Annotated in this window: 20 protein-coding genes; 10 read left to right on the top strand and 10 right to left on the bottom strand. The window is 69.6% G+C overall.

The features are described 5' to 3' along the window. Positions 1 to 19: 19 nt before the first annotated feature. The 3 genes from VED21_RS15735 to VED21_RS15725 all read left to right on the top strand — a co-directional run bounded on the left by VED21_RS15735 (position 20) and on the right by VED21_RS15725 (position 3,002). Positions 20 to 367, top strand: coding sequence for a RidA family protein (locus tag VED21_RS15735; protein ID WP_324883602.1), 348 nt, complete (start codon positions 20 to 22; stop codon positions 365 to 367). A gap of 216 nt (positions 368 to 583) precedes the next feature. After that, positions 584 to 1,399 carry an IclR family transcriptional regulator gene (locus VED21_RS15730; RefSeq protein WP_324883600.1) on the top strand — a complete coding sequence of 272 codons (816 nt, stop codon included), beginning with the start codon at positions 584 to 586 and terminating at the stop codon, positions 1,397 to 1,399. A 76-nt stretch (positions 1,400 to 1,475) separates the two neighbouring features. Further along, a complete protein-coding gene (locus tag VED21_RS15725) occupies positions 1,476 to 3,002 on the top strand; it encodes a S10 family peptidase (protein WP_324883598.1) in 1,527 nt (508 codons plus the stop codon). A gap of 66 nt (positions 3,003 to 3,068) precedes the next feature. On the opposite strand, the gene VED21_RS15720 is transcribed toward VED21_RS15725, so the two are convergent. After that, complete coding sequence (locus VED21_RS15720) at positions 3,069 to 4,937, bottom strand: flagellin (RefSeq protein WP_324883596.1); 1,869 nt, start codon at positions 4,935 to 4,937, stop codon at positions 3,069 to 3,071. Positions 4,938 to 5,298: 361 nt separating this feature from the next. On the opposite strand from VED21_RS15720, the gene VED21_RS15715 reads away from it, so the two are divergent. From VED21_RS15715 to VED21_RS15700, 4 genes are all read left to right on the top strand, one after another. Further along, positions 5,299 to 5,766 (top strand): RidA family protein, encoded by a 468-nt coding sequence (locus VED21_RS15715; RefSeq protein ID WP_324883594.1) that lies wholly within the window; start codon positions 5,299 to 5,301, stop codon positions 5,764 to 5,766. An 81-nt stretch (positions 5,767 to 5,847) separates the two neighbouring features. Next, the gene (locus VED21_RS15710; protein ID WP_324883591.1) at positions 5,848 to 7,011 is read left to right on the top strand and encodes a GNAT family N-acetyltransferase; all 1,164 of its coding nucleotides are present in this window, start codon (positions 5,848 to 5,850) and stop codon (positions 7,009 to 7,011) included. Between the two features lie 126 nt (positions 7,012 to 7,137). Next, complete coding sequence (locus VED21_RS15705; RefSeq protein WP_324883589.1) at positions 7,138 to 8,073, top strand: SMP-30/gluconolactonase/LRE family protein; 936 nt, start codon at positions 7,138 to 7,140, stop codon at positions 8,071 to 8,073. Positions 8,074 to 8,136: 63 nt separating this feature from the next. Next, a complete protein-coding gene (locus tag VED21_RS15700; protein ID WP_324883587.1) occupies positions 8,137 to 8,811 on the top strand; it encodes a VOC family protein in 675 nt (224 codons plus the stop codon). Between the two features lie 10 nt (positions 8,812 to 8,821). Here the strand turns inward: VED21_RS15700 and VED21_RS15695 are convergent, their stop codons facing one another. Next, positions 8,822 to 9,319, bottom strand: a complete 498-nt coding sequence (locus tag VED21_RS15695; protein ID WP_324883585.1) for a nucleoside deaminase — start codon at positions 9,317 to 9,319, stop codon at positions 8,822 to 8,824. A 166-nt stretch (positions 9,320 to 9,485) separates the two neighbouring features. Here VED21_RS15695 and VED21_RS15690 point away from each other — a divergent pair, with 166 nt between their 5' ends. Next, positions 9,486 to 10,793 (top strand): pentapeptide repeat-containing protein, encoded by a 1,308-nt coding sequence (locus VED21_RS15690; RefSeq protein ID WP_324883583.1) that lies wholly within the window; start codon positions 9,486 to 9,488, stop codon positions 10,791 to 10,793. A 100-nt stretch (positions 10,794 to 10,893) separates the two neighbouring features. Here VED21_RS15690 and VED21_RS15685 read toward each other — a convergent pair whose 3' ends face one another. Further along, positions 10,894 to 12,006 (bottom strand): CoA transferase, encoded by a 1,113-nt coding sequence (locus VED21_RS15685; RefSeq protein ID WP_324883581.1) that lies wholly within the window; start codon positions 12,004 to 12,006, stop codon positions 10,894 to 10,896. A gap of 156 nt (positions 12,007 to 12,162) precedes the next feature. Between VED21_RS15685 and VED21_RS15680 the strand changes: the two genes are divergently transcribed. Beyond that, positions 12,163 to 12,504, top strand: a complete 342-nt coding sequence (locus VED21_RS15680) for a hypothetical protein (RefSeq protein ID WP_324883579.1) — start codon at positions 12,163 to 12,165, stop codon at positions 12,502 to 12,504. Between the two features lie 44 nt (positions 12,505 to 12,548). Here VED21_RS15680 and VED21_RS15675 read toward each other — a convergent pair whose 3' ends face one another. Next, positions 12,549 to 13,247 (bottom strand): hypothetical protein, encoded by a 699-nt coding sequence (locus VED21_RS15675; protein ID WP_324883577.1) that lies wholly within the window; start codon positions 13,245 to 13,247, stop codon positions 12,549 to 12,551. 339 nt (positions 13,248 to 13,586) lie between these two features. Between VED21_RS15675 and VED21_RS15670 the strand changes: the two genes are divergently transcribed. Next, on the top strand, positions 13,587 to 14,186 hold the full coding sequence (locus tag VED21_RS15670) for a hypothetical protein (RefSeq protein ID WP_324883575.1): 600 nt from the start codon (positions 13,587 to 13,589) through the stop codon (positions 14,184 to 14,186). A 31-nt stretch (positions 14,187 to 14,217) separates the two neighbouring features. Here VED21_RS15670 and pgi read toward each other — a convergent pair whose 3' ends face one another. From pgi to VED21_RS15640, 6 genes are all read right to left on the bottom strand, one after another. Continuing rightward, positions 14,218 to 15,864, bottom strand: a complete 1,647-nt coding sequence (gene pgi, locus VED21_RS15665; RefSeq protein WP_324883573.1) for a glucose-6-phosphate isomerase — start codon at positions 15,862 to 15,864, stop codon at positions 14,218 to 14,220. Positions 15,865 to 16,051: 187 nt separating this feature from the next. Beyond that, positions 16,052 to 16,261, bottom strand: a complete 210-nt coding sequence (locus tag VED21_RS15660; protein WP_324883571.1) for a type II toxin-antitoxin system prevent-host-death family antitoxin — start codon at positions 16,259 to 16,261, stop codon at positions 16,052 to 16,054. A 102-nt stretch (positions 16,262 to 16,363) separates the two neighbouring features. After that, positions 16,364 to 16,630, bottom strand: a complete 267-nt coding sequence (locus VED21_RS15655; RefSeq protein WP_324883569.1) for a DUF3126 family protein — start codon at positions 16,628 to 16,630, stop codon at positions 16,364 to 16,366. A 63-nt stretch (positions 16,631 to 16,693) separates the two neighbouring features. Next, positions 16,694 to 17,950, bottom strand: coding sequence for a pitrilysin family protein (locus tag VED21_RS15650; RefSeq protein ID WP_324883567.1), 1,257 nt, complete (start codon positions 17,948 to 17,950; stop codon positions 16,694 to 16,696). 193 nt (positions 17,951 to 18,143) lie between these two features. Next, positions 18,144 to 19,535, bottom strand: a complete 1,392-nt coding sequence (locus VED21_RS15645) for a pitrilysin family protein (RefSeq protein WP_324883565.1) — start codon at positions 19,533 to 19,535, stop codon at positions 18,144 to 18,146. A 112-nt stretch (positions 19,536 to 19,647) separates the two neighbouring features. Further along, complete coding sequence (locus VED21_RS15640) at positions 19,648 to 20,196, bottom strand: DUF3035 domain-containing protein (RefSeq protein WP_324883564.1); 549 nt, start codon at positions 20,194 to 20,196, stop codon at positions 19,648 to 19,650. Positions 20,197 to 20,291 lie beyond the last annotated feature (95 nt).

Raw genomic sequence — 20,291 nt, 5'->3', positions numbered from 1 at the left:
CCTCCCGAAGGAGACAGGCATGTCGATCCAGCGCTTCCACAGCGGCCCGCGCATGAGCCAGATGGTCGTCCACAACGGCACGGTCTACCTCGCCGGCCAGGTCGCCGACGACACCTCCGGCGGCGTCGAGGAGCAGACCCGGCAGGTGCTGAAGCAGATCGACGCCCTGCTGGCCGAGGCCGGCACCGACAAGAGCAAGATCCTGTCGGCCACCATCTACCTGGTCGACATCGCCACCTTCGCCGACATGAACAAGGCCTGGGAAGCCTGGGTCGACACGGCCAACACCCCGGCCCGCGCCACCGTCGAGGCCAAGCTGGCCGCACCCAAGTACCTCGTCGAGATCCAGGTCGTCGCGGCCAAGTAAGCCCGCCCGCACCTTTCCCGAACCGGTCCTGTCCGCAGCCGTCCGGCGCGCCCCACGCGCGTCCGGCGGCTTGCGCGCGTCCGCATACCTGTGAATTCCGAAGAACGGAATTTTATTTCGTTTTTGTTGACGCAATCGTCAACCGCTGGCAGGATGTGTGGATAAGGAAACGCGGCCCCGGCCGAACCGGCGCCGGACATCGGAAAGGGAGAGGAAATGCGCAGGAGGGAGGAGGTTCCGAACGGCGACGTGCTCAATCCGGACGAGGAGCGCGACCCGAAGTTCGTCAGCGCGCTGGCCCGCGGGCTGGAGGTGCTGCGCGCCTACCGGCGCGGCGACGCCACGCTGGGCAACCTGGAACTGGCGGAGCGGACGGGGCTGCCCAAGCCGACCATCTCGCGTCTGACCTACACGCTGTCCAAGCTCGGCTACCTGGATTACGAACCGCTCAGCGGCAAGTACCGGCTGGGCACGCCGGTGCTGGCGCTGGGCTACACCTGCCTTGCCGGCATGGGCGTGCGGCAGGTGGCGCGGCCCTTCATGCAGGAACTGGCCGACTACAGCACGCTGCAGGTGGCGCTTGGCGGGCGCGACCGCATGAGCATCGTCTACCTGGAAAGCTGCCGCGGCGACGCGCCGGTCATCCTGGCGCTCGACGTCGGCTCGCACATCAAGCTCTCCACCTCCGCCATGGGCCGCGCCTACATCGCGGCCTTGGGCGAGACGGAGCGCGCCGCGCTGTTCGAGCGGCTGGAGGAGCACGAGGGCGAGCGCTGGCCGCGCGTGCGCGAGGGCCTTCTGCAGGCCATAGAGGACTACCGGACCAAGGGCTATTGCACCTCGATCGGTTCGTGGAAGGCGGAGGTGAACGCGGTCGGCGTGCCGCTGGTGCCGCGCGACGGCGGCCCGGTGGTGGCCTTCAACCTGGGCGGCCAGGCCTTCCTGGTGGACCCCGTCCGGCTGGAGCAGGATTTCGCGCCCCGTCTGGTCGAGATGGTGCGCCGCATCGACGCCGCGCTCTACAACGTATGAACCGCCGGTGATTTGACAGACAGCGTGGGCTGCACCAGATGGGGCGGACGACACCTTCCCCACGGGACCGCTCCCCATGCCCAAACTCCGCCCCCTGGCCGCCGGCCTGCTGGCCCTTTCCCTCGCCGCGCACCCCGCCATCGCGTGGGCGGAGGACGCGAAGCCCGAGAAGCAGGAGCCCCAGAAGCCCGACAAGCCGGGGGCCTTCGACGCCCGGCGCTCGGTCACCCGGCACACGCTGAAGCTGCCGTCGGGGCCGCTGGCCTACACGGCGACGGCGGAGTTCCTGCCGCTGCGCGAGGCCGGCAAGGACGAGGCGGCGGCGCGCATCTTCACCGTCACCTACACCCAGGACGGCGCCGATCCGGCCCGCCGGCCGGTCTTCTTCCTGTTCAACGGGGGGCCGGGTGCCGCGTCGGCCTACCTGCACCTGGGCACGGCGGGGCCGCGCATGGTGGCGTTCAACCCGGACGGCACCATGATGCGCCCGCCCGCCGCCCTGGCCGACAACCCGGACACGTGGCTGGCCTTCGCCGACCTCGTGTTCATCGATCCGGTGGGGGCGGGCTACAGCCGCGTCCTCAAGGGCGACGGCGATGCCGAGAAACGCTTCTGGAAGGTCGACGCCGACGCCCGCGCCATGGCGGAGATCGTGCGGCTCTGGCTGGTCCGCCAGGGGCGCTGGGAGTCGCCCAAGTTCCTGTCCGGCGAGAGCTATGGCGGTTTCCGCATCGCCAAGATGGCGCGCGAGCTGCTGCGCACCGACGGCGTGGCGCTCAACGGCCTCGTCATGGTGTCGCCGGTCATCGACTTCGGCACCATCCATGACGGCGAGACGGCGCTGCTCACCGCCGCGTTCAAGCTGCCGGCCATGGCGGCGGCGGCGGCGGCGCACGGCCGCGCCCCCGGCACCCCGGCCGACGCGGCGGCGGCGGCGGAGCGCTTCGCGCTGACCGGCTACCTGTCCGGCCTCGCCACGCTCGACGTCGGTCGGCTCGCCGCCTCGCGCGACCTGTTCGCCGAGGTCGCGCGGCTGACCGGGCTGCCGGCGGATCTGGTGACGCGCCACCGCGGCCGGGTGCCGGCCCGCGTCTTCGCGCGCGAGCTGCTGCGCGACCGCGGGCTGGTGGTCAGCACCTACGACGGCGTCTTCACCGGGCCGGACCCCGACCCGGCCTCGCCGCGCGGGGGCGAGGATCCCTACCTGATCGGCACGCTGCCGGCCTATTCCAGCGCCTTCACCGGCTATGCCCAGCGCGAGCTGGGCGTGACGGTGGAGACGCCCTACCGGCTGTTGAGCGAGACGGTGAACCGCGGCTGGGAATGGCCGCGCGAGGGCAGCCCCAGCGCGCTCGACGATCTGCAGACGGTGATGTCGCTGACGCCGGGCCTGCGCCTGCTGGTGGCGCACGGGCGCACCGACCTGGTGACGCCGTACCTCGCCTCGCACTGGGTGGCGGGGCGGCTGGAATTGCCGGAGGCGGAGCGCGGCCGCATCGCGCTGCCGGTGTACGACGGCGGGCACATGATGTACGCCAACGCCGCCTCGCGCGCGGCGCTGGCCGGCGACGTGCGGGCGATGGTGGACGCGGCGCTGCGGTAGCCGGAAAAAGAAAAGGGGCGCACCTTGGGGGTGCGCCCGCTTTTGTCTTGGAGATCCTGGTGCCGCTTAGAAGAGGCGCAGGATGGACTGCTGGGACTGGTTGGCCAGCGAGAGGGCGATGGTGCCCAGCTGCTGCCGGGTTTGCAGCATCAGCAGGCTCGCACCTTCCTCGTTCTGGTCGGCCAGCGTCAGCTTGTTGGCGCCCTCGACCAGCACGTCGCTGAACTCCTTGGTGAAGCTTTCGCGGGTCGTGATGATGTTGAGGTTCGTCGACAGCGTCTGCGAGGACGACCGCAGCTTGGACTTGGCGAAGTCGATGCTGGCCACCGCCTTGTCGATGTCGGAGCGGTCGGTCCAGTCGTTCTGCGCGTAGTCGAGCCGCAGGCCCTGGCCCGAGGTGCTGAGGTTCTGCGCGTTCACCGTGATCGAGTTGGTGTTGCGCTCGTTCAGCTGGACGGTCAGGTCGTTCGAGGTGTTGGCGTTGGTCACCTGCACGGTCACGAGGTTCGCCGCCGAACCGGCCGAGGCGGCCTGCTTCAGGGTCTTGGCGTCCACTGCCATGCGGACCGTGCCGCTGTCGAAGGAGAACGCCTGCTCGCCGCCACTCAGCTTGCCTTCGCCGCGGTTGGAGGTGGCGTCGCGGGTGACGACGGTGCCCTGCAGGTTGGAGACTGAGATCGACAGGTCGACCTTCTTCTCGATGACCGACACGCCGTTGCCGCTGTTGGCCGCCGCTTCGAGCAGCTTGCGGTCGACCGTGAACGACACCACGGTGCCCGACGAGAAGCTCTCGGAGATGTGCTTGCTCAGCGCGTTGGTGGTCGACGCGCTGATGGTCATCTCGCGCGCCTGGCTGGCGTTCGTCGCACCCGTCAGCGTCAGGTCGCCGTTCGCGGCCACGGTCGCCGTGGCGATGTCGTAGGTGGTGCCCGACAGGCGGCCGCTCGTGATCGCGGTGCTGATCGACGCCTGCAGCTTCGAGGCGATCGACATCTTGGCGGTGGTGGTCATGTTCACGTCGGCCGTCGTCGCCGTGTACGTGAAGGTCTGGCCTTCCACCGTGATCGAGAAGATGTCGCCGGCTTCGATCGTGCCGCCGATGGCGACCGTCGACACCTGCGGCGTGCCCGACTTGGCGGCGGTCGACAGGTTGGCGGCGATCGTCTGGTTGTCGTCGAAGTAGCTGATGGTGCGCGATTCGTTGCCGTCGCTCACGATGAAGGTGCGCTGGCGGCCAGCGGCGCCGCGGACCTCGATGCTGACGTCGGAGAAGTTGCCGAGCGTCGAGGACATCGTGCCCGACATCTTCAGGCCGGTCAGGCCGTGCGCCATTTCGGCGTTGGCGATGTCGCCGGCCTGGGCGTCGATGTTGCCGGTGCCCTTGACGCGGACCGTGTAGGTGTCGGTGGAGACGACGTTGGTGACGCGGGCGTTCTCGAGGCCGGTGATGGTGTTCACCGCGACGCGGGACGCGCTGGTCGAGTCGAGGCGCAGACCGTTGCCGTTCAGCAGGTTCTTGCCCTGGTAGCCGGAGTCCTCGGCCAGCTTGTCGATCTGCTGCTTCAGCGAGTTGAACTGGGCGGCCAGCGTCTTGCGGGTGGCGACCGAGCCGGCGTCGTTGCCCAGCGCCGAGTAGGCGGCGGTCGTCAGGCCGCGGGCCTGTTCGACGAGGCTTTCGATGGAGGTCAGGCCCTTGTCGGCGGCCTTGATGGTGCTGACGGCCTGGCCCATCGAGTCCTTGAGGGCCGAGAGGTCGCCTGCGCGCTGCGTCAGACCTTTTGCCGCGAAGTAGGCCGTCGGGCCGTCCAGCGCCGAGTTGATCTTGTTGCCGGTAGCCAGAATGTTCTGCTTCTGCGAGATCTTCGCTTCGGTGCCCTGCAGCTGCAGCAGGTTGGCACGCATTGCACCCGTCAGGGCGACGTCGTTGATGGCCATGGCTCCTAGTCTCCTTCTGAGGCCGGCCTCGCGGCCGGTGAGGGGGCCAGGCGAGGCGACGTTGTTGATCGTCGCCCTCCCATAATCAAACGCCGTGCCAACTCGTCTGGCACGACGTCAACCCCTTGAAATTCCTCAATTCCCGCTTTGGCACGGGTGTGGAGGGGAGGAGGCGGCGAATGGTGCCCGGCCGCTTGTGGAAAACTTTGCCGGGTCGGAAGCGCAAGCGTGCCCGGCAGCGGTGGATAAAATTTTCCACATGCGGGCGTCCCGGCCTATCCCGGCTGGCCCCTTGGCCGCACCGTGCGCGCCCGTTATCGTCCAGGACGGGCCCGGAACAGGGTAACAAGGGAGGGACATCATGGCCGGACGCATCGAGGCGCGACTGAAGGAACTGGGCATCGAACTGCCGCAGCCGGCGGCCCCGGTGGCCGCCTACGTGCCCTACACCATCTCCGGCAAGACGCTCTACGTCTCCGGCCAGGTCACGGTGTGGAACGGCGAGCGGCGCTTCATCGGCAAGGTGGGCAAGGATTTCTCGGTGGAGGAGGGCAAGCAGGCCGCACGCCTGTGCGGGCTGAACCTGCTGGCCCAGGCCCGGGCGGCCTGCGACGGCGACCTGGACCGCGTGGTGCGCTGCCTGAAGCTGGGCGGCTTCGTCAACGCCGGCCCCGACTTCCACGACCACCCGCAGGTCATCAACGGCGCGTCCGAGTTGATGGTGGAGGTGCTGGGCGACGCCGGCCGGCACGCCCGCTTCGCCGTGGGCGCCTCGTCGCTGCCGCTCAACGTGGCGGTCGAGGTGGACGCGGTGTTCGAACTGGCGTGATATCAAAGGCGCTCAATGGGGCGCTTGCCGCGCTGCGGCATCGGGCCTACCTCCCTCGGGCGGTAGACGCGGAGGACCGATATGCCTGACGGCGGCGACGCCATCACCGTGAAGATCCTGACCGGCATCGGCGAGGCGGACCCGGCCCAGTGGGACGCCTGCGCCGGGCCGGACAACCCGTTCCTGCGCCACGCCTTCCTGGCGGCGCTGGAGGAGTCCGGATCGGCTGCGGCGCCCACGGGCTGGCAGCCCATGCACCTGACGGCGCTGGACGCCGAAGGGCGCATCGCCGGGGCCGCGCCGATGTACGTGAAGTCGCATTCCTACGGCGAATACGTCTTCGACCATTCCTGGGCGCACGCCTATGAACGGGCGGGCGGCAAATATTACCCGAAGCTCCAGGTCGCCGTGCCGTTCACGCCGGTGCCGGGGCCGCGCCTGCTGGTGCGGCCCGACGCGGGGGAAGGGGTGGCGCCGGCGCTGATCCAGGCGATGGAGGAGGTGGCGCGGCGCTCCGGCGTGTCCTCCGTGCACGTCACCTTCCCGCGCGAGGCGGAGTGGGACCGGCTGGGCGAGGCGGGCTGGCTGCGGCGGCTGGGCGTGCAGTACCACTGGCACAACCGCGGCTACGGCAGCTTCGACGACTTCCTGGGGGCGCTGAGTTCGCGCAAGCGCAAGTCCATCCGCAAGGAGCGGCGCGAGGTGGCGGAGAGCGGCGTGCGCATCCACGCCCTGTCCGGCGGCGACATCAAGCCGGTGCACTGGGACGCCTTTCATCGCTTCTACATGGACACCACCGACCGCAAGTGGGGCGGCGGCTACCTGACGCGCGGCTTCTTCCACCGCCTGGGCGCCACCATGGCCGACGACGTGGTGCTGGTGATGTGCGAGGACGGCGGGGAATGGGTGGCGGGCGCGCTGAACCTCAAGGGGACGGACGCGCTGTACGGGCGCAACTGGGGCTCCGACGGGCGCTACCGCTTTCTGCACTTCGAAGCCTGCTACTACACGGCGCTGGACTACGCCATCTCGCACGGGCTGGCGCGCGTCGAGGCCGGGGCGCAGGGTGAGCACAAGATCCAGCGCGGCTACCTGCCGGTGCCCACCTACAGCGCCCACTGGATCCGCGACGCCGGCTTCCGCCGCGTGCTGGCCAACCACCTGGAGCAGGAGCGCGCCAGCGTGCGCGCCGAGATCGAAGCGCTGGGCGAGTTGTCCCCCTACCGCAAGGACGGCGAGGCGTAGGGGCGCAACGTGGGGCGCTGCACCGCAAGCGTTGGCGGTGCAATAATTATCATGCCAGGATCCCCATCCCCGCGCACCCCGAGACGGCGCGCGGGGCAACGAGAGATAGGGGAGTTCCGAACCATCATGCGTACCTTTGTCCTGGCCGCCGCCGCGGCGCTGGCGCTCGGCGCCTGCGCGTCCGACCCCGCCGCCACCCAGACCACCGTGGCGTCCGGCGCGCCGGCGGCCGTCGAGCCGACCCGGATCATCGCCCCCGGCGTGACCGAGGCGTGGCGCGTCGGCGGCTTCCAACTGCCGGAGAGCGTGACGCTCGACCCGCGGCGCAACGTCCTCTACGTGTCGAACATCGCCGGGGAGCCGACCGGCAAGGACGGGGTGGGCTACATCTCGCGCCTGGGCTTCGACGGCAAGGTCCAGCAGGAGCAGTGGGTGACCGGCCTGAACGCGCCCAAGGGCATGGCGGTGCGCGGCAACACGCTGTACGTCTCCGACATCGACGTGCTGGCCGTCATCGACATCCCGTCGGGCAAGGTGACGGCGCGTTACGAGGCGCCGGGCGCCAAGTTCCTCAACGACATCGCCGTGGACCGCCAGGGCCGCGTCTACGTCTCCGACCTGCTGGACAACGCCGTCTGGCGCCTGGAGGGCAAGCGCTTCACCCAGTGGCTGAAGGACGAGAAGCTGTTGTCGCCGAACGGCCTGCAGGTGCGCGGCGACGAGCTGATCGTGGCGTCGTGGGGCGTGTTCTCCGGCCAGGGCCTCGCCACCACGACGGCGGGCCACATGAAGGCGGTGTCGCTGAAGACGAAGGCCATCCGCTCCATCGGCAGCGGCGCCGCGGTGGGCAACCTGGACGGGCTGGAGTTCCTGCGCGACGGCAGCTTCCTGGTGACCGACTGGATCAGCGGCGGCCTGATGCGCATCGACCGCACGGGCAAGGCCACGCAGCTCGTCGACCTGCCGCAGGGCAGCGCCGACCACGCCTGGCTGCCGCGCCAGCGGCTGGCCGTCGTGCCGATGATGCTGCAGGGCGAGGTGGTGGCCTTCCGGCTGAAGTAAGGGTGCCGGGGCACGGTGCCCGGCCGCGCCCCATTTCCCCCATTCCCAACGGTCGGAGGGCGCATGCCGCCACGCAGCCGGATCGATCACGTCACCGTGGCGGCCGCCACGCTGGACCAGGGCGTGGCCTACGCGGCCCGCGTGCTTGGCGTGGCCCCGCCGGCCGGCGGGGCGCACCCGCGCATGGGAACGCACAACCACCTGATGACACTGGGCGACGGGCTGTTCCTCGAGGTCATCGCGGTCGATCCGCAGGCTCCCGCGCCGGGGCGGCCGCGCTGGTTCGCGCTCGACGACGCGGATCTGGGCGCCGACCTGCGCGCGCGTGGCCCGCGCCTGGTCACGTGGGTCGCGCGCACCGATGACATCCGCGCGACGGCCGCGGCGTCGCCGGTCGATCTGGGGCCGGCGGAGCGCATGAGCCGCGGTGAACTGGAGTGGCTGATCACCATCCCGGCGGACGGCGGGCTGCCCGACCACGGGGCGATGCCCACGCTGATCCAATGGCCGGAGGACCGGCCGCATCCGGCGTCCGGCATGCGGGACCTGGGCTTCCGGCTCGCCGGCCTGGACATCGCCCATCCCGAGCCCCAGCGCCTGCAAGCGGCGCTCGACGCCATCGGCCTGGACCGCTCGGACGGTCTGGTGACGGTCCGCCCGGGAACCGCGGCGGTGCCGGTTCTGTCGGCGCGCATCCGCACGCCCGCCGGCACGGTGGTGGAACTGGGGCCGCCGTGAGGGTGCCCCGTCAGTACGGGATCCGGTCCGCCTTCTCCACCCATTCGCCGAAGACGGCGCGGGCCTCGTCGGAGAGTTGGCAGACCATGGGCAGGCGGCGCTCGGCGATGGGCAGCGCCACCTCGCCGTAGATGTGGGCGTCGTCGAAGCCGGCCGCCGCCGCGTCCTCGCGCGAGGCGGCGTAGACGATGCGCTCCACCCGCGCCCAATAGGCGGCGGCGAGGCACATCGGGCAGGGCTCGCAGCTGGTGTAGAGCGTGGCGCCGGCCAGATGGTAGGCGTTCTCGTGCCGGCAGGCGTCGCGGATCGCCACCACCTCGGCATGCGCCGTGGGATCGTTGGTGGAGGTGACGCGGTTCCACCCCTCGCCCACCACGTGGCCGTCGCGCACCACCACCGCCCCGAAGGGGCCGCCTTCGCCGGCCAGCATGTTGGTGCGGCTGAGCGCGATGGCGCGGCGCAGGAACGCCACGTCGCCGGTCGTCTGGCCGGTCGTTTCGGTGCTCATGCGTTTCCACCCTGCGTTGTTCTGGCCTGAGCCGTCGCCGTTCCGGCCACGCTGTCGCGAACGGCCGCGCTTTGTGACAATTTGTCGCAACAGTCCATTTGAAATCCTAGGATTCCGAGGTACCCTTTTCGGACTGGAGAAGCAATCGCCGTGCGGAGGAGGCTCCATGTCGGACAAGACCCTGGACTTTCTCAAGCGCGTTCGCGACCATCTTCTCTACCTCAAGCTGCAACCCGGCGGTGTCCGCCTGCAGGCCAAGGCGATGGACCTGTCGGGCCTGCACCTGAAGGGCTTCAATCTCAAGAACGCGGTGCTGACGCAGTGTGACTTCTCTTCCAGCCGCCTGGAAGAGGTGAGTTTCGCCATGACCGACCTGTTCGGCGCCGACTTCAGCCGCTCGTCCCTGGTGGGGTCCTCCTTCGCGCGGGCGGACCTGCGCGGCGCCAACTTCCTCAAGGCCATCCTGCGCCAGACCGATTTCGAGGGCGCCGACCTGCGCCCCGGCCAGGTGATGACCTACAGCAACGGCCGCAAGACCGAGGAATCGCAGCGCACCACGCTGAAGGACGCCAAGCTGGACGGCGTGCGTTTCAAGGACGCCGACCTGTCCAACGCCGACCTGTCGCTGTCCTCGCTGGCGCGCGGCGATTTTTCCAACGCCAACCTGTTCGCCGCCAACCTGTCGGGGGCCGACCTGTCGGACGCCAACTTCAGCGGCGCCAAGATGAAGCAGGCCATCCTCAGCGGCGCCACCCTGACGCGCTGCTGCCTGCGCAACGCCGACCTGCGCGACGCGGTGCTGCGCAACTGCGACCTCAGCGGGGCCGACATCAGCGGTGCCAACCTCAACGGCGCCGTCTACCTGCGCAACCCCGGCGCCCTGCCGCCGGAGGTGCGCGGCATGCTGGACACCCACCGGGTGTGGATCAACACCAGCGGCCGGCGCGGCGTGCGGGCGGACTTCACCGGCATGGACCTGAGCGGCGTCGACCTCACCGCCTGCGACCTCAGCGGCGGCGTGTTCCGCGACGCCACGCTGGACGGGGCGGTGCTGTCGCACGCCTATCTGGCGCTGGCCGACTTCGCCGGGGCCAGCCTGCGCGGTGCCGCGCTGGACCACGCGATCCTGACGGGCGCCAACCTGGAGGGTGCGGACCTGACGGGCGTGCAGGCGCCCGACGCGGATTTCGGCATGATGGAGCTGCGCAACCCGGACGGCACGCCCAGTGGCCGGCTGTGGCCGGCCAACCTGGGCGGCGCCACGCTGTCGCGCGCCGACCTGCGCGGCGCCCGCCTGACGGGTGCCAAGCTGGCGGGTGCCGTGTTCGACCACGCCAACCTCGCCGCCACCGACCTGCGCGGCTGCGACGAAACGCAGTTCGACCTGACGCACGCCGTCACCACCGGCCTGCGCCGCGGCGCCATGAACCGCCCCGGCGCGCCGGAACCGCAGGCGGCGCTGATCAGCGTGTAGGGGACGACGTTGGGTTTTCGGCTTTGGCCTCAACCCAACCTACGCGCGGCGCTCCGGTAGGTTGGGTTGAGCGCAGCGAAAACCCAACGTCGGAAGCGCCTCACCCCCAGCGCGCCAGCACGGCCTCCGCCGTCGCCTCGGCGACCGGGGCGCGGGACGGCGGGGCGGCGCCGTCGGCGCGCACGCCCAGCAGCGTTTCCACCAGCGGCTCCGGCCCGCCGTGCACCTTCACCTGCCCGCGCGCCGCGATGTGCGGGTGGCTCGCCACCTCGGACAGGTGCGGCATGGCCTCGAAGCAGCAGTCGACGGGGTCGAGCAACTCCTTCCATTCGGCCAGCGTGCGGCTGGCGAACAGGGCGGCGACCGCGCGCTTCAGGTCGTCCTGCGGCAACGGCTCGTTCTGCCGGGCGACCCACTCCGGATGGCCGACGGCGTGGCAGAAGCCGTGCCAGAACTTGGCCTCCAGCGCCCCCAGCGTGACGAAGCGCCCGTCGCTGGTGGGGTAGATGCCATAGCATGCGGCCCCGCCGGACAGCAGCGCCTCGCCGCGTTCCGGCATCGTGCCGCGCGCCACGTCGGTGAGCGTCAGCCCCTGCCAGCCCAGCACCGATTCCATGATCGACAGGTCGAGGAAGGCGCCTTTGCCGTTGCGCTCCCGCCCCAGAAGCGCCGCGACGACGGACAGCGCCGTGTGCTGGGCCGAGGCGAAGTCGGCCACCGGCGGGTAGGCCATCACCGGCGTCTCCGTCAGGCCCGACGCGGCCAGCCCGCCGCCGACGGCCATGTAGTTGATGTCGTGCCCGGCGCGCGTGGCGTAGGGGCCGGTGCAGCCCCACCCCGACAGGCTGGCGTGCACGAGGTGCGGGTTGAGCGTGCGCAGCCGCTCCGGCCCCAGGCCCAGCTTCGCCATCACGCCGGGGCGGTAACTTTCCACCAGCGCGTCGGCGCGCTCGATCAGCCGTTCGAAGGCGTGGCGGCCGGCCTCGCTCTTCAGGTCCATGCGGACCACGGTCTTGCCGGCGTTGATCAGCTTGTACACGCCGGTGGTGCCGTCGGCGTCGGTCGGGCCCAGGCGGCGCAGCGGGTCGCCGTCGGGCGGCTCCACCTTCACCACCTCCGCGCCGAAGTCGCCGAGCATCTGCGCCGCGAAGGGGCCGGGCAGGTACTGGCCCAGGTCGATGACGCGGACACCGGAGAGGAAGGGCAGGGGCATGGCGGGCCTCGGTTGTTGGCCTTGTTTGTTGAGGGGCCGGATATTAGCCGCTGCCCACGGTTTCCCCAAGCCCCTCCATGCGCTGCCGTATGGCCCCGGCACACTCCGCCGTTCCCGGTGTTTACATGGTGAGCACCGCAACGGGGGAACGACGCGATGGACACCCGCAACCGACTTCAGGGGCGACAGGGGCTCTGGTGGGTGCTGGGCGCCACGGGCCTGATGGCCGGCGCCGCCGCCTATGCCTGGAGCCGCAGCCGCGCCCGCCACCAATGGCCGCGCAGCCTGCCGCAGCCGCCCGCCCACCAGCACGCCCCGGCCTTCCGCGACGCCGAACCGCAGGGGCCGACCGACCCGCACTGCCACCAGCAGGTCCGCCACGCCGGGCCGGAGCACATGCGCGACGACACCCGCCGCCCGTGGGAACTGGTGGACGAGGCCGCCGACGAATCCTTCCCGGCCAGCGACCCGCCCAGCTATTCGCCGGGGAAGGCCTGATACGGCCGGTGCGTGCGGGTTCGGCGAGGCGGCGCCCGCCTTGATCAGGGCGTCTCCTTGATCAGGGCGTCGACATCCTTCGCGGCCATGTCCCGCACCGCGGCGTCGAACGTTTCCGATGAGAAGCCGGTGGCGGCAAGCTTTTCGCCGGCCGATTTTTCCTGCTCGCTGACCAGATACTTCGGGTGGCCAAGGGGCATGCTGGGCGACGTGCCGACCCAGAGACCGCGGCCGGACGCCCGTGTCCGCAAGGTGGTGGAGACGGAATCCATCTCGCTTTGTATTGCCTGCGCCTGTTCGCCGTCCCCCTGTCCGGCCTTGACAAGTTCCAACTGCTGATCGCGAAGCTCGCTCTGCCTGCGGCGCAGCCCCTGGAGGTCCTGGTGCCGGGGAGCGCCGGTCGGATCCAGGTTTTCCGTCGCCTCGGCCGTCGTCTTCCAGAACTGCTGCTTGCGGGCGGACTTCAATCGGCTCATCAGGGCGGAGTTCATGTCATCGCCCGACATGCGGCCCGACGTCACCAGATCGCCCAGCGCCGAACGGTCACCGGCCGACAGTGTCGAGAACAGGGAGAGGGCATCCCCCTGCAGAGACTTGGCAAGGGGGCTGAAATCGACTGAATCGGCCGGCGCCGATCCAGTCGTGCCGGAAGCGATCTGGCTGCTTGGCGTCGCGATGGATTCCTTCGGTTTGACGGCGGTCGTGCCTGGGAGGAATCCACTGGAGACTTCCGAAATCGACATGGAATTCCCTCTCGTCTATCCGGTGTGCGGCCCGCTCCTCATGCTCGATGCGGTGTGAAGCAGGTGGTGGGCGTGTTCGATCGGCCGGGATCTCATGATGAAGAGGAATTGTGTGCAAAACGTAAATAACCATTAGATATTAAATGTTTCTATATCTAACGCATGCGGCATCTAATGATTAGATAACATGAGGCATATTGACGCATAAATAATAATAACTTCCTGAGTTAATGGTCTAAGCGCGCCAAGCGCATACATATGTTATTATGACGGGGCTGATACATGGGCACTTATGTACTGACTTCCGGGAACGACGTCTTTCCCGGTCCTGGTTGGAATGTGCCGCAGACCGAACAGGTGTCGGTCTATGGTCAGGGCGGAAACGACAGCATCGTCGGCGGGATTCAGGCTGATTACCTCGACGGCGGCGCCGGGACCGACAACCTTTTTGGTCACAGCGGCGACGACACGCTGCTCGGGCAAGACGGCGATGACGACCTCGATGGCGACCAGGGCCATGATTTCCTCATCGGCGGGACCGGATGGGATGTTCTCTATGGCGGGAAATACAGCGGCTCGGGGAACGATACGCTGAACGGCGGAGGCTCATACTACGAGGATGAGCTGTATGGTGGCGATGGGAACGACACCTATCTGCACTACAACAACGACGGCGGGTTCGACGAGATCACGGATGCCAGCGGCAGCGCCGACCACCTTGTTTTCAACGACGCCACGTTGAGCGATCTTGCGGCGCTGATCGTCAACGGCAGTGATCTGGTGCTGTGGACGCAGTCCGATGCCGCGGACGGCTACCTGGACAACGGCGTCTACATCCACAACTACATCTACAACAACCAGCACGGTATGGGTGAGATCGAGTATCTGACGATCGGAAACTCGACCTACTCGCTGTGGGGGTTGCTGGGCTTGGCCTGATCGAGAGGACGGCGGGGCTTGCGCCCCGCCGTCATGTCCGATGCTTCCGGTACCACCCGATCAGCCCGCTGGTGGAGGCGTCGTGCGCGGTGGGCGGGGAGGCGCCCTCGGCCAGTTCGGGCAGGATCTTGCTGGCCAGCTGCTTGCCCAGTTCCACGCCCCACTGGTCGAAGCTGTTGATGTTCCACACGATTCCCTGCACGAACACCTTGTGCTCGTACAGCGCGATCAGGGCGCCCAGGGTGTGCGGGTCGATGCGTTCGAACAGGATGGTGTTGGTCGGCTTGTTGCCGGGGAAGGTGCGGTGCGGCACCAGCTCCTCCACGCGCTCCGGCGGCAGGCCGGCCTTGGCCATCTCGGCCCGCACCTCGTCGGCGGTCTTGCCGCGCATCAGCGCTTCCGGCTGGGCGAAGACGTTGGACAGCAGGATGCGGTGGTGGTCGCCCACCGGGTTGTGCGTCTGCGCGGGGGCGATGAAGTCGCAGGGGATCAGCTCCGTCCCCTGGTGGATCAGCTGGTAGAAGGCGTGCTGGCCGTTGGTGCCCGGCTCGCCGAACACCACGGGGCCGGTGGCGTAGTCCACGGGGTTGCCCTGCCGGTCCACCCGCTTGCCGTTGCTCTCCATGTCCAGCTGCTGGAGGTAGGCGGGGAAGCGGTGCAGGTACTGGTCGTAGGGCAGCACGGCGTGCGCCTTGGCGTCCCAGAAGTTGCCGTACCACACGCCCAGCATGGCCATCAGCACGGGCATGTTGCGCTCCAGCGGTGCCGTGTGGAAATGCTCGTCCATGGCGTGCGCGCCGGCCAGCAGGTCCTCGAACCGCTCCATGCCGATGCCCAGCGCGATGGGCAGGCCGATGGCCGACCACAGGGAATAGCGGCCGCCGACCCAGTCCCAGAAGCCGAACATGTTCTCCGGGTCGATGCCGAACCTGCGCACCTCCGCCTCGTTGGTGGAGACGGCGACGAAGTGCTTGGCGATGTGGGCCTCGTCGCCCGCGCTGTCCAGGAACCAGTCGCGGGCGGTGTGGGCGTTGGTCAGCGTCTCCTGCGTGGTGAAGGTCTTGGAGGCGATGACGAACAGCGTCGTCTCCGGGTCCAGCCACTCCAGCGTTTCGGAGATGTGGGTGCCGTCCACGTTGGAGACGAAGTGGATGCCCAGTTCCGGGTGCAGGAAGGGGGTCAGCGCCTCCGTCGCCATCACGGGGCCGAGGTCGGAGCCGCCGATGCCGATGTTGACGATGTCGGTGATCTGCTCGCCCGTGTATCCGGTCCACGCCCCCTCGCGCACCGCCTTGACGAAGCGGCCCATGCGCTTCAGCACGCCGGTGACGTCGGGCATGACGTCCTTGCCGTCCACCGTCACCGGCCGCTTGGAGCGGTTGCGCAGCGCCGTGTGCAGCACCGCGCGGTCCTCGGTCGTGTTGATGCGCTCGCCCGCGAACATGCGGTCGCGCCAGCCCTCCACGTCCTGCTGGCGGGCGAGGTCGAGCAGCAGGCGCACGGTGTCTTCGGTAATTCGATTCTTCGAATAATCGAACAGCAGGCCGCACGCCTCCAGCGAGAAGCGTTCGAACCGGCCGGCGTCGGCGGCGAACAGGTCGCGCATGTGGATGCCGTCCATCGCCGTGCGGTGGGTCGACAGGGCCTGCCAGGCGGGGGACTGGGTGAGAGCGGACATCGGCGCGGATCTCCTCAAGGCGTCGGGCGCGGGAGGGTATCACTGGGCATGCGTGGGCAACATGCGGCGGAACGCGTTATCACGTTCCGCCGCAGCGCCGGCACGGCATACGACACGTTTGCGTCATCCCCGTGCAGGTGGAGATGACAGTGTGAGAAGGTGATTGGATGCGCGGAAGCGGCCGGCATCAAAAACACGGCAGCGGATCGTCGAAATTGTCGTGCATCCTGATCTTGCCGGCGTCGGTGCCCAGGGGCCGGGGTGGCCGCTCCATCGGGCCGATACGCCCCACCGGCGTGCCGTTTTCGGTCAGCACGATCTCCTCGCCCTCGCGCGCGCGGGCGCACAGTTCGGCGAGCATCGCCTTGGCTTCGTCGATCGGCACGAGAATGGTCATGGCAAGCTCCCGGCGCCTGGATGCCCGCCCTTAATGTGACGCGCGGGCCGGGCGCCGTCCAGCCCCGGCCCGCGGCGCCACGCGTGCCTTATCGCCGCGCCTTCAGCGCCGGGCCGGGGCCTGCTGGGGCAGGTCCTCTTCCAGGATGACCATGTGCAGCGCGTAGGAGACCTCGTCGTCCTCCACGTCGCGGTGCAGGGTGGCGACGAACTCGCCGTTGATGGTCACCTCGGCCGATTCCCCGGCCTTGGCCTGCGGCTCGATCTTGATCTTGTCGTTGCCGAAGGTGGCGCGGAGGTAGGCCTGCACGCGGGCGATCTCGCCCTCGGACATCTTGGCGGCGGCTTTGGAGCTGGTCTTGGGAGGCATGGCGGTTCCAAAGGGATGGCAAGGGTGGCGACTATAGGCATTTCACGGCGGGAGGGAAGCCCCTCAGCCGCCGTCCTCGACGGTGCGCGTCGGCGTCACCCCCTCGGGCCGGCCGACCAGCACGGTGAGCAGCGCCGCCGGGTCCAGCAGGCGCCTGGCCACCCGCTGCACGTCGGCGCGCGTCACCGCGTTGATGTAGGCGTCGCGCTTGTCCAGGTAGTCGATGCCCAGGTCGTCGCGCTTCACCTGCAACAGGATGCGGGCGATGGCCGAGGTGGAGTTGAACTGCAAGGGGAAGGAGCCGGTCAGGTACGTCTTGGCGTCGGCCAGTTCCTGCTCCGTCAGGCCCTCGTCGGCCATGCGCTTCCATTCCTGGCGCATGATGGACAGCGCCTCGCCGGCCTTGGCGTTGACGGTGGAGCCGCTGGCCAGCACCAGCGCCGCGTGGTCGAGCGGCACGAGGTAGCTGTAGACGCCGTAGGACAGGCCGCGCTTCTCGCGCACCTCCTCCATCAGGCGGGAGCCGAAGCCGCCTCCGCCCAGCACGTAGTTCATGACGCTGGCGGCGTACCAGTCGGCGTCGTCGCGCTTCACCCCCGGCTGGCCCATCAGCATGACCGTCTGCCCCATGGGCCGCGGCACCAGGATGGTCTGCCCCGCCCCCTTGGGCGTGGTGTCGGCCAGCGGCGCGCCTGCGGCCTTGGCCGGCAGGCCGCCGAAGACGGCGTCCAGCGCCTTGCCCAGGTCGGCCGGCGTGATGGCGCCGGACGCCGCCACCACCAGCCGGTCGCGGCCCAGCTGGCCCTTGGCGAAGGCGCGCAGGTCGTCGGCGCCGATGCGCGGCAGGCTGGCGAAGGTGCCGCGCACCTCCCCGCCGTAGGGGTGGTCGGGGAAGGCGGCCGAGTAGAAGGCGCGGCGCGCCACGTAGTTGGGGTCGGCCAGGTCGCGGCGCAGGCTGGCCAGGATGGCGCCGCGCACGCGGTCGATGGCGTCCTGGTCGAAGCGCGGCTCGGTCATGGCGAGGCGGGCCAACTCGAACGCGTCGGCGGCGTTGTCCTTCAGCGTGCGCAGGCTGCCGAAGAAGCCGTCGCGCGCCGCGTCGAAGCTGAGCGAGGTGGCGATGTCCTGCAGCCGGCCCTGGAAGGCCTGCGAATCCAGCGGCCCGGCGCCCTCGTCCAGCGTGCTGGCGGCGAGGTTGGCGAGGCCCTCCTTGCCCTCCGGGTCGGTGGCGCCGGCCCCTTCGAAGGCCCATTCCAGGCCGATGACGGGGTTCTTGTGGTCCTCGATCAGCCACGCCTCGATCCCGCCCGGGCTGACCACCCGCTTCACCTCGATGGCCCGGGCGGGCAGGGCGAAGAAGAGGAGGGCGAGGAGAAGCGCCAGCCATGCCCCCCTCTCCCCAACCCCTCTCCCGCGGGGGGGAGAGGGGCTTTTCAGTGCAGGCCGTGCAAGCCCCTCTCCCCTTGCGGGAGAGGGGTTGGGGAGAGGGGGACGCCGAAGGTTACGGAACATCTCAGCTCTCCTTTCCGGCCGGCGGCAGCAGCAGGCCGGTGACGTGGTTGGGTTTGCTCAGCACGCTTCGGGCGGCGGCGTTGACCTGATCGGCGGTCACCGCGTCGATGCGCACCGGCCAGTTCTCCACGTCGTCGACGCTCTGCCCGGTGGCGAGTGCTGCGCCCAGCGCCTGCGCCGGGCCGGTCAGGCTGTCGCGGGCATAGGCCGCCTCGGCCAGCATGCGGCGCTTGGCGGTGGCGACCTCCTCGGCCGTCACGCCGCTCTCCAGCAGCTTGGCGACCTCGCGCTCCAGCGCCGCCTCCAGCTTGTCCATGGAGACCCCGGCGGCCGGCGAGGCGCCGACCGACAGCGCCGTGGCGTCCCAGGCGGTGGGCGAGTAGCCGAGCCAGGCGGAGGTGGCGATCTTCTGCTCCACCACCAGCGAGCGGTAGAGGCGCCCGGTGGCGCCGCTGCTCATCACCTCGGCCAGGACCTGGAGCGCGTAGGCGTGCCCGTCCGGATCGCGGCGGTAGGAGGGGGCGACCCAGGCGCGGTGCATGGCCGGCTGGCGCACCTCGGCGTCGCGCAGGATGACGCGGCGCGCGGCGGACAGCGGCGGCTCCTCCACCCGCTTGCGCTCGGGCACGGCGCGCGGGGCGACGGGGCCGTAGTATTTTTCGGCCAGCGGCTTCAGCTCCTCGGCCGTGACGTCGCCGGCGACCACGAGGATGGCGTTGTTGGGCGTGTACCACGCCTTGTACCAGGCCTCGGCGTCGGCGCGCGTCAGCTTCGCGATCTCCTGCGGCCAGCCGATGATGGGAATGCCGTAGGGGTGGTGGACGTAGAGCGTGGCGTTCATCTGCTCGCTCAGGCGGCTGGCCGGCTCGTTGTCGGTGCGCTGGCGGCGCTCCTCCAGGACCACGTCGCGTTCGGGCAGCACCACCTCGTCGGTGAGGCGGAGGTTGGCCATGCGGTCCGCCTCCATGGACATCACCAGCTCCAGCCGGTCGCGCGCGACGTTCTGGTAATAGGCGGTGTAGTCCCAGGAGGTGAAGGCGTTGTCCCGCCCGCCGTTCTTGGCGACGATGCGCGAGAAGGCGCCGGGCGCCAGCTTCTCCGTGCCCTTGAACATCAGGTGTTCGAGGAAGTGGGCGATGCCGGACGTGCCGCGCTCCTCGTCCGCCGCACCCACGCGGTACCAGACCATGTGCGTGACCACCGGCACGCGGCGGTTGGTGACGACCACCACCTGCATGCCGTTGGGCAGCGTGAACGTTTCGGGGAAGAACACCCCCTTCTCGACGGTCTTCGTCTGGGCGGCGGCGGGGATGGGCGGCGCCAGGGCCACGGGTGCGGCGAGCAGCAAAGCGCCGGCCAGGACGAAGCGGCGGGCCAGACGAGACGAAATCATCACCACCTCGGCTATCCGATATGAACAAGGGGCCCGATATGAACAAGGGGCCGGAACGAAAAAGGGGCGCTCCCTTGTGGGAGGCGCCCCTTGATCTGGGTGCTGGCGGGGCTCAGAACAATCCTTCCAGCGGCCCCTTGCGCTTGCGCGAGATCGTCGGGACGGTGCCCTCGTTGACTGGCTTGCCCTGGGCCTGGGCTTCGCGCAGGCGCTGGCTTTCCTTCTGCGGGTCGATGACCGTGTAGGGCTGCTCCTGCTTCTGCCAGAACAGCAGGGTGTCGATCCACTGGCGGTCGGCGACGATCAGCGCCGTCGTCTCCTGGTCGACCGTGTTGCGGATGTTGGGTTCCGCGCGCTCGGCCCCGGCCTTGGACAGCAGGGCCGCCTCGCCGCGCGATTCGGCGGTGGGGCGGGCGGAGCCGCGCGAGGCGCCGCCGGCCGGGGTGGCGCCCAGGACGGTGGCGGCGGCCACCTGCGACGGCATGGCGTCCTGCGGGCGCATGGCGCCGGGGCGCGGCGCCGGCAGGCGCAGGTCCGGCGGCATGCTGAGCGGAGCGCGCGAGACGACCGCGAACTCGTCCGGGCTGGCGCGGTCCAGGCCGATGGAACGGCGGACGTCGGAGCATCCGGAGACCGCCAGCGCGGCGAGCGCCAGTCCCATGAGGGGCGCGGCGAGGCGGCGCCGCGGGGTCGATGAGGCAGTAAGCTTGCTGTGCACGGCTCGTTGGTCCCGTCGTCAGTCACCGCCGCGCGGCC

The organism is Azospirillum sp. (genome assembly GCF_035627195.1).
Lineage (GTDB): Bacteria > Pseudomonadota > Alphaproteobacteria > Azospirillales > Azospirillaceae > Azospirillum.
The sequence above is the reverse complement of the archived record's forward strand: the minus strand, read 5'-3'. Positions and strand labels throughout refer to the sequence as shown.

Excerpts from the sequence above, each read along its gene's own strand:
- pgi (WP_324883573.1), bottom strand. The coding sequence starts at position 15,864 with ATGTCCGCTCTCACCCAGTCCCCCGCCTGGCAGGCCCTGTCGACCCAC.
- VED21_RS15660 (WP_324883571.1), bottom strand. The coding sequence starts at position 16,261 with ATGACCATTCTCGTGCCGATCGACGAAGCCAAGGCGATGCTCGCCGAA.
- VED21_RS15680 (WP_324883579.1), top strand. The coding sequence starts at position 12,163 with ATGGACACCCGCAACCGACTTCAGGGGCGACAGGGGCTCTGGTGGGTG.
- VED21_RS15735 (WP_324883602.1), top strand. The coding sequence starts at position 20 with ATGTCGATCCAGCGCTTCCACAGCGGCCCGCGCATGAGCCAGATGGTC.
- VED21_RS15695 (WP_324883585.1), bottom strand. The coding sequence starts at position 9,319 with ATGAGCACCGAAACGACCGGCCAGACGACCGGCGACGTGGCGTTCCTG.
- VED21_RS15655 (WP_324883569.1), bottom strand. The coding sequence starts at position 16,630 with ATGCCTCCCAAGACCAGCTCCAAAGCCGCCGCCAAGATGTCCGAGGGC.
- VED21_RS15700 (WP_324883587.1), top strand. The coding sequence starts at position 8,137 with ATGCCGCCACGCAGCCGGATCGATCACGTCACCGTGGCGGCCGCCACG.
- VED21_RS15690 (WP_324883583.1), top strand. The coding sequence starts at position 9,486 with ATGTCGGACAAGACCCTGGACTTTCTCAAGCGCGTTCGCGACCATCTT.
- VED21_RS15640 (WP_324883564.1), bottom strand. The coding sequence starts at position 20,196 with ATGGGACTGGCGCTCGCCGCGCTGGCGGTCTCCGGATGCTCCGACGTC.
- VED21_RS15645 (WP_324883565.1), bottom strand. The coding sequence starts at position 19,535 with ATGATTTCGTCTCGTCTGGCCCGCCGCTTCGTCCTGGCCGGCGCTTTG.
- VED21_RS15725 (WP_324883598.1), top strand. The coding sequence starts at position 1,476 with ATGCCCAAACTCCGCCCCCTGGCCGCCGGCCTGCTGGCCCTTTCCCTC.
- VED21_RS15715 (WP_324883594.1), top strand. The coding sequence starts at position 5,299 with ATGGCCGGACGCATCGAGGCGCGACTGAAGGAACTGGGCATCGAACTG.
- VED21_RS15720 (WP_324883596.1), bottom strand. The coding sequence starts at position 4,937 with ATGGCCATCAACGACGTCGCCCTGACGGGTGCAATGCGTGCCAACCTG.
- VED21_RS15675 (WP_324883577.1), bottom strand. The coding sequence starts at position 13,247 with ATGTCGATTTCGGAAGTCTCCAGTGGATTCCTCCCAGGCACGACCGCC.
- VED21_RS15730 (WP_324883600.1), top strand. The coding sequence starts at position 584 with ATGCGCAGGAGGGAGGAGGTTCCGAACGGCGACGTGCTCAATCCGGAC.
- VED21_RS15710 (WP_324883591.1), top strand. The coding sequence starts at position 5,848 with ATGCCTGACGGCGGCGACGCCATCACCGTGAAGATCCTGACCGGCATC.
- VED21_RS15685 (WP_324883581.1), bottom strand. The coding sequence starts at position 12,006 with ATGCCCCTGCCCTTCCTCTCCGGTGTCCGCGTCATCGACCTGGGCCAG.
- VED21_RS15705 (WP_324883589.1), top strand. The coding sequence starts at position 7,138 with ATGCGTACCTTTGTCCTGGCCGCCGCCGCGGCGCTGGCGCTCGGCGCC.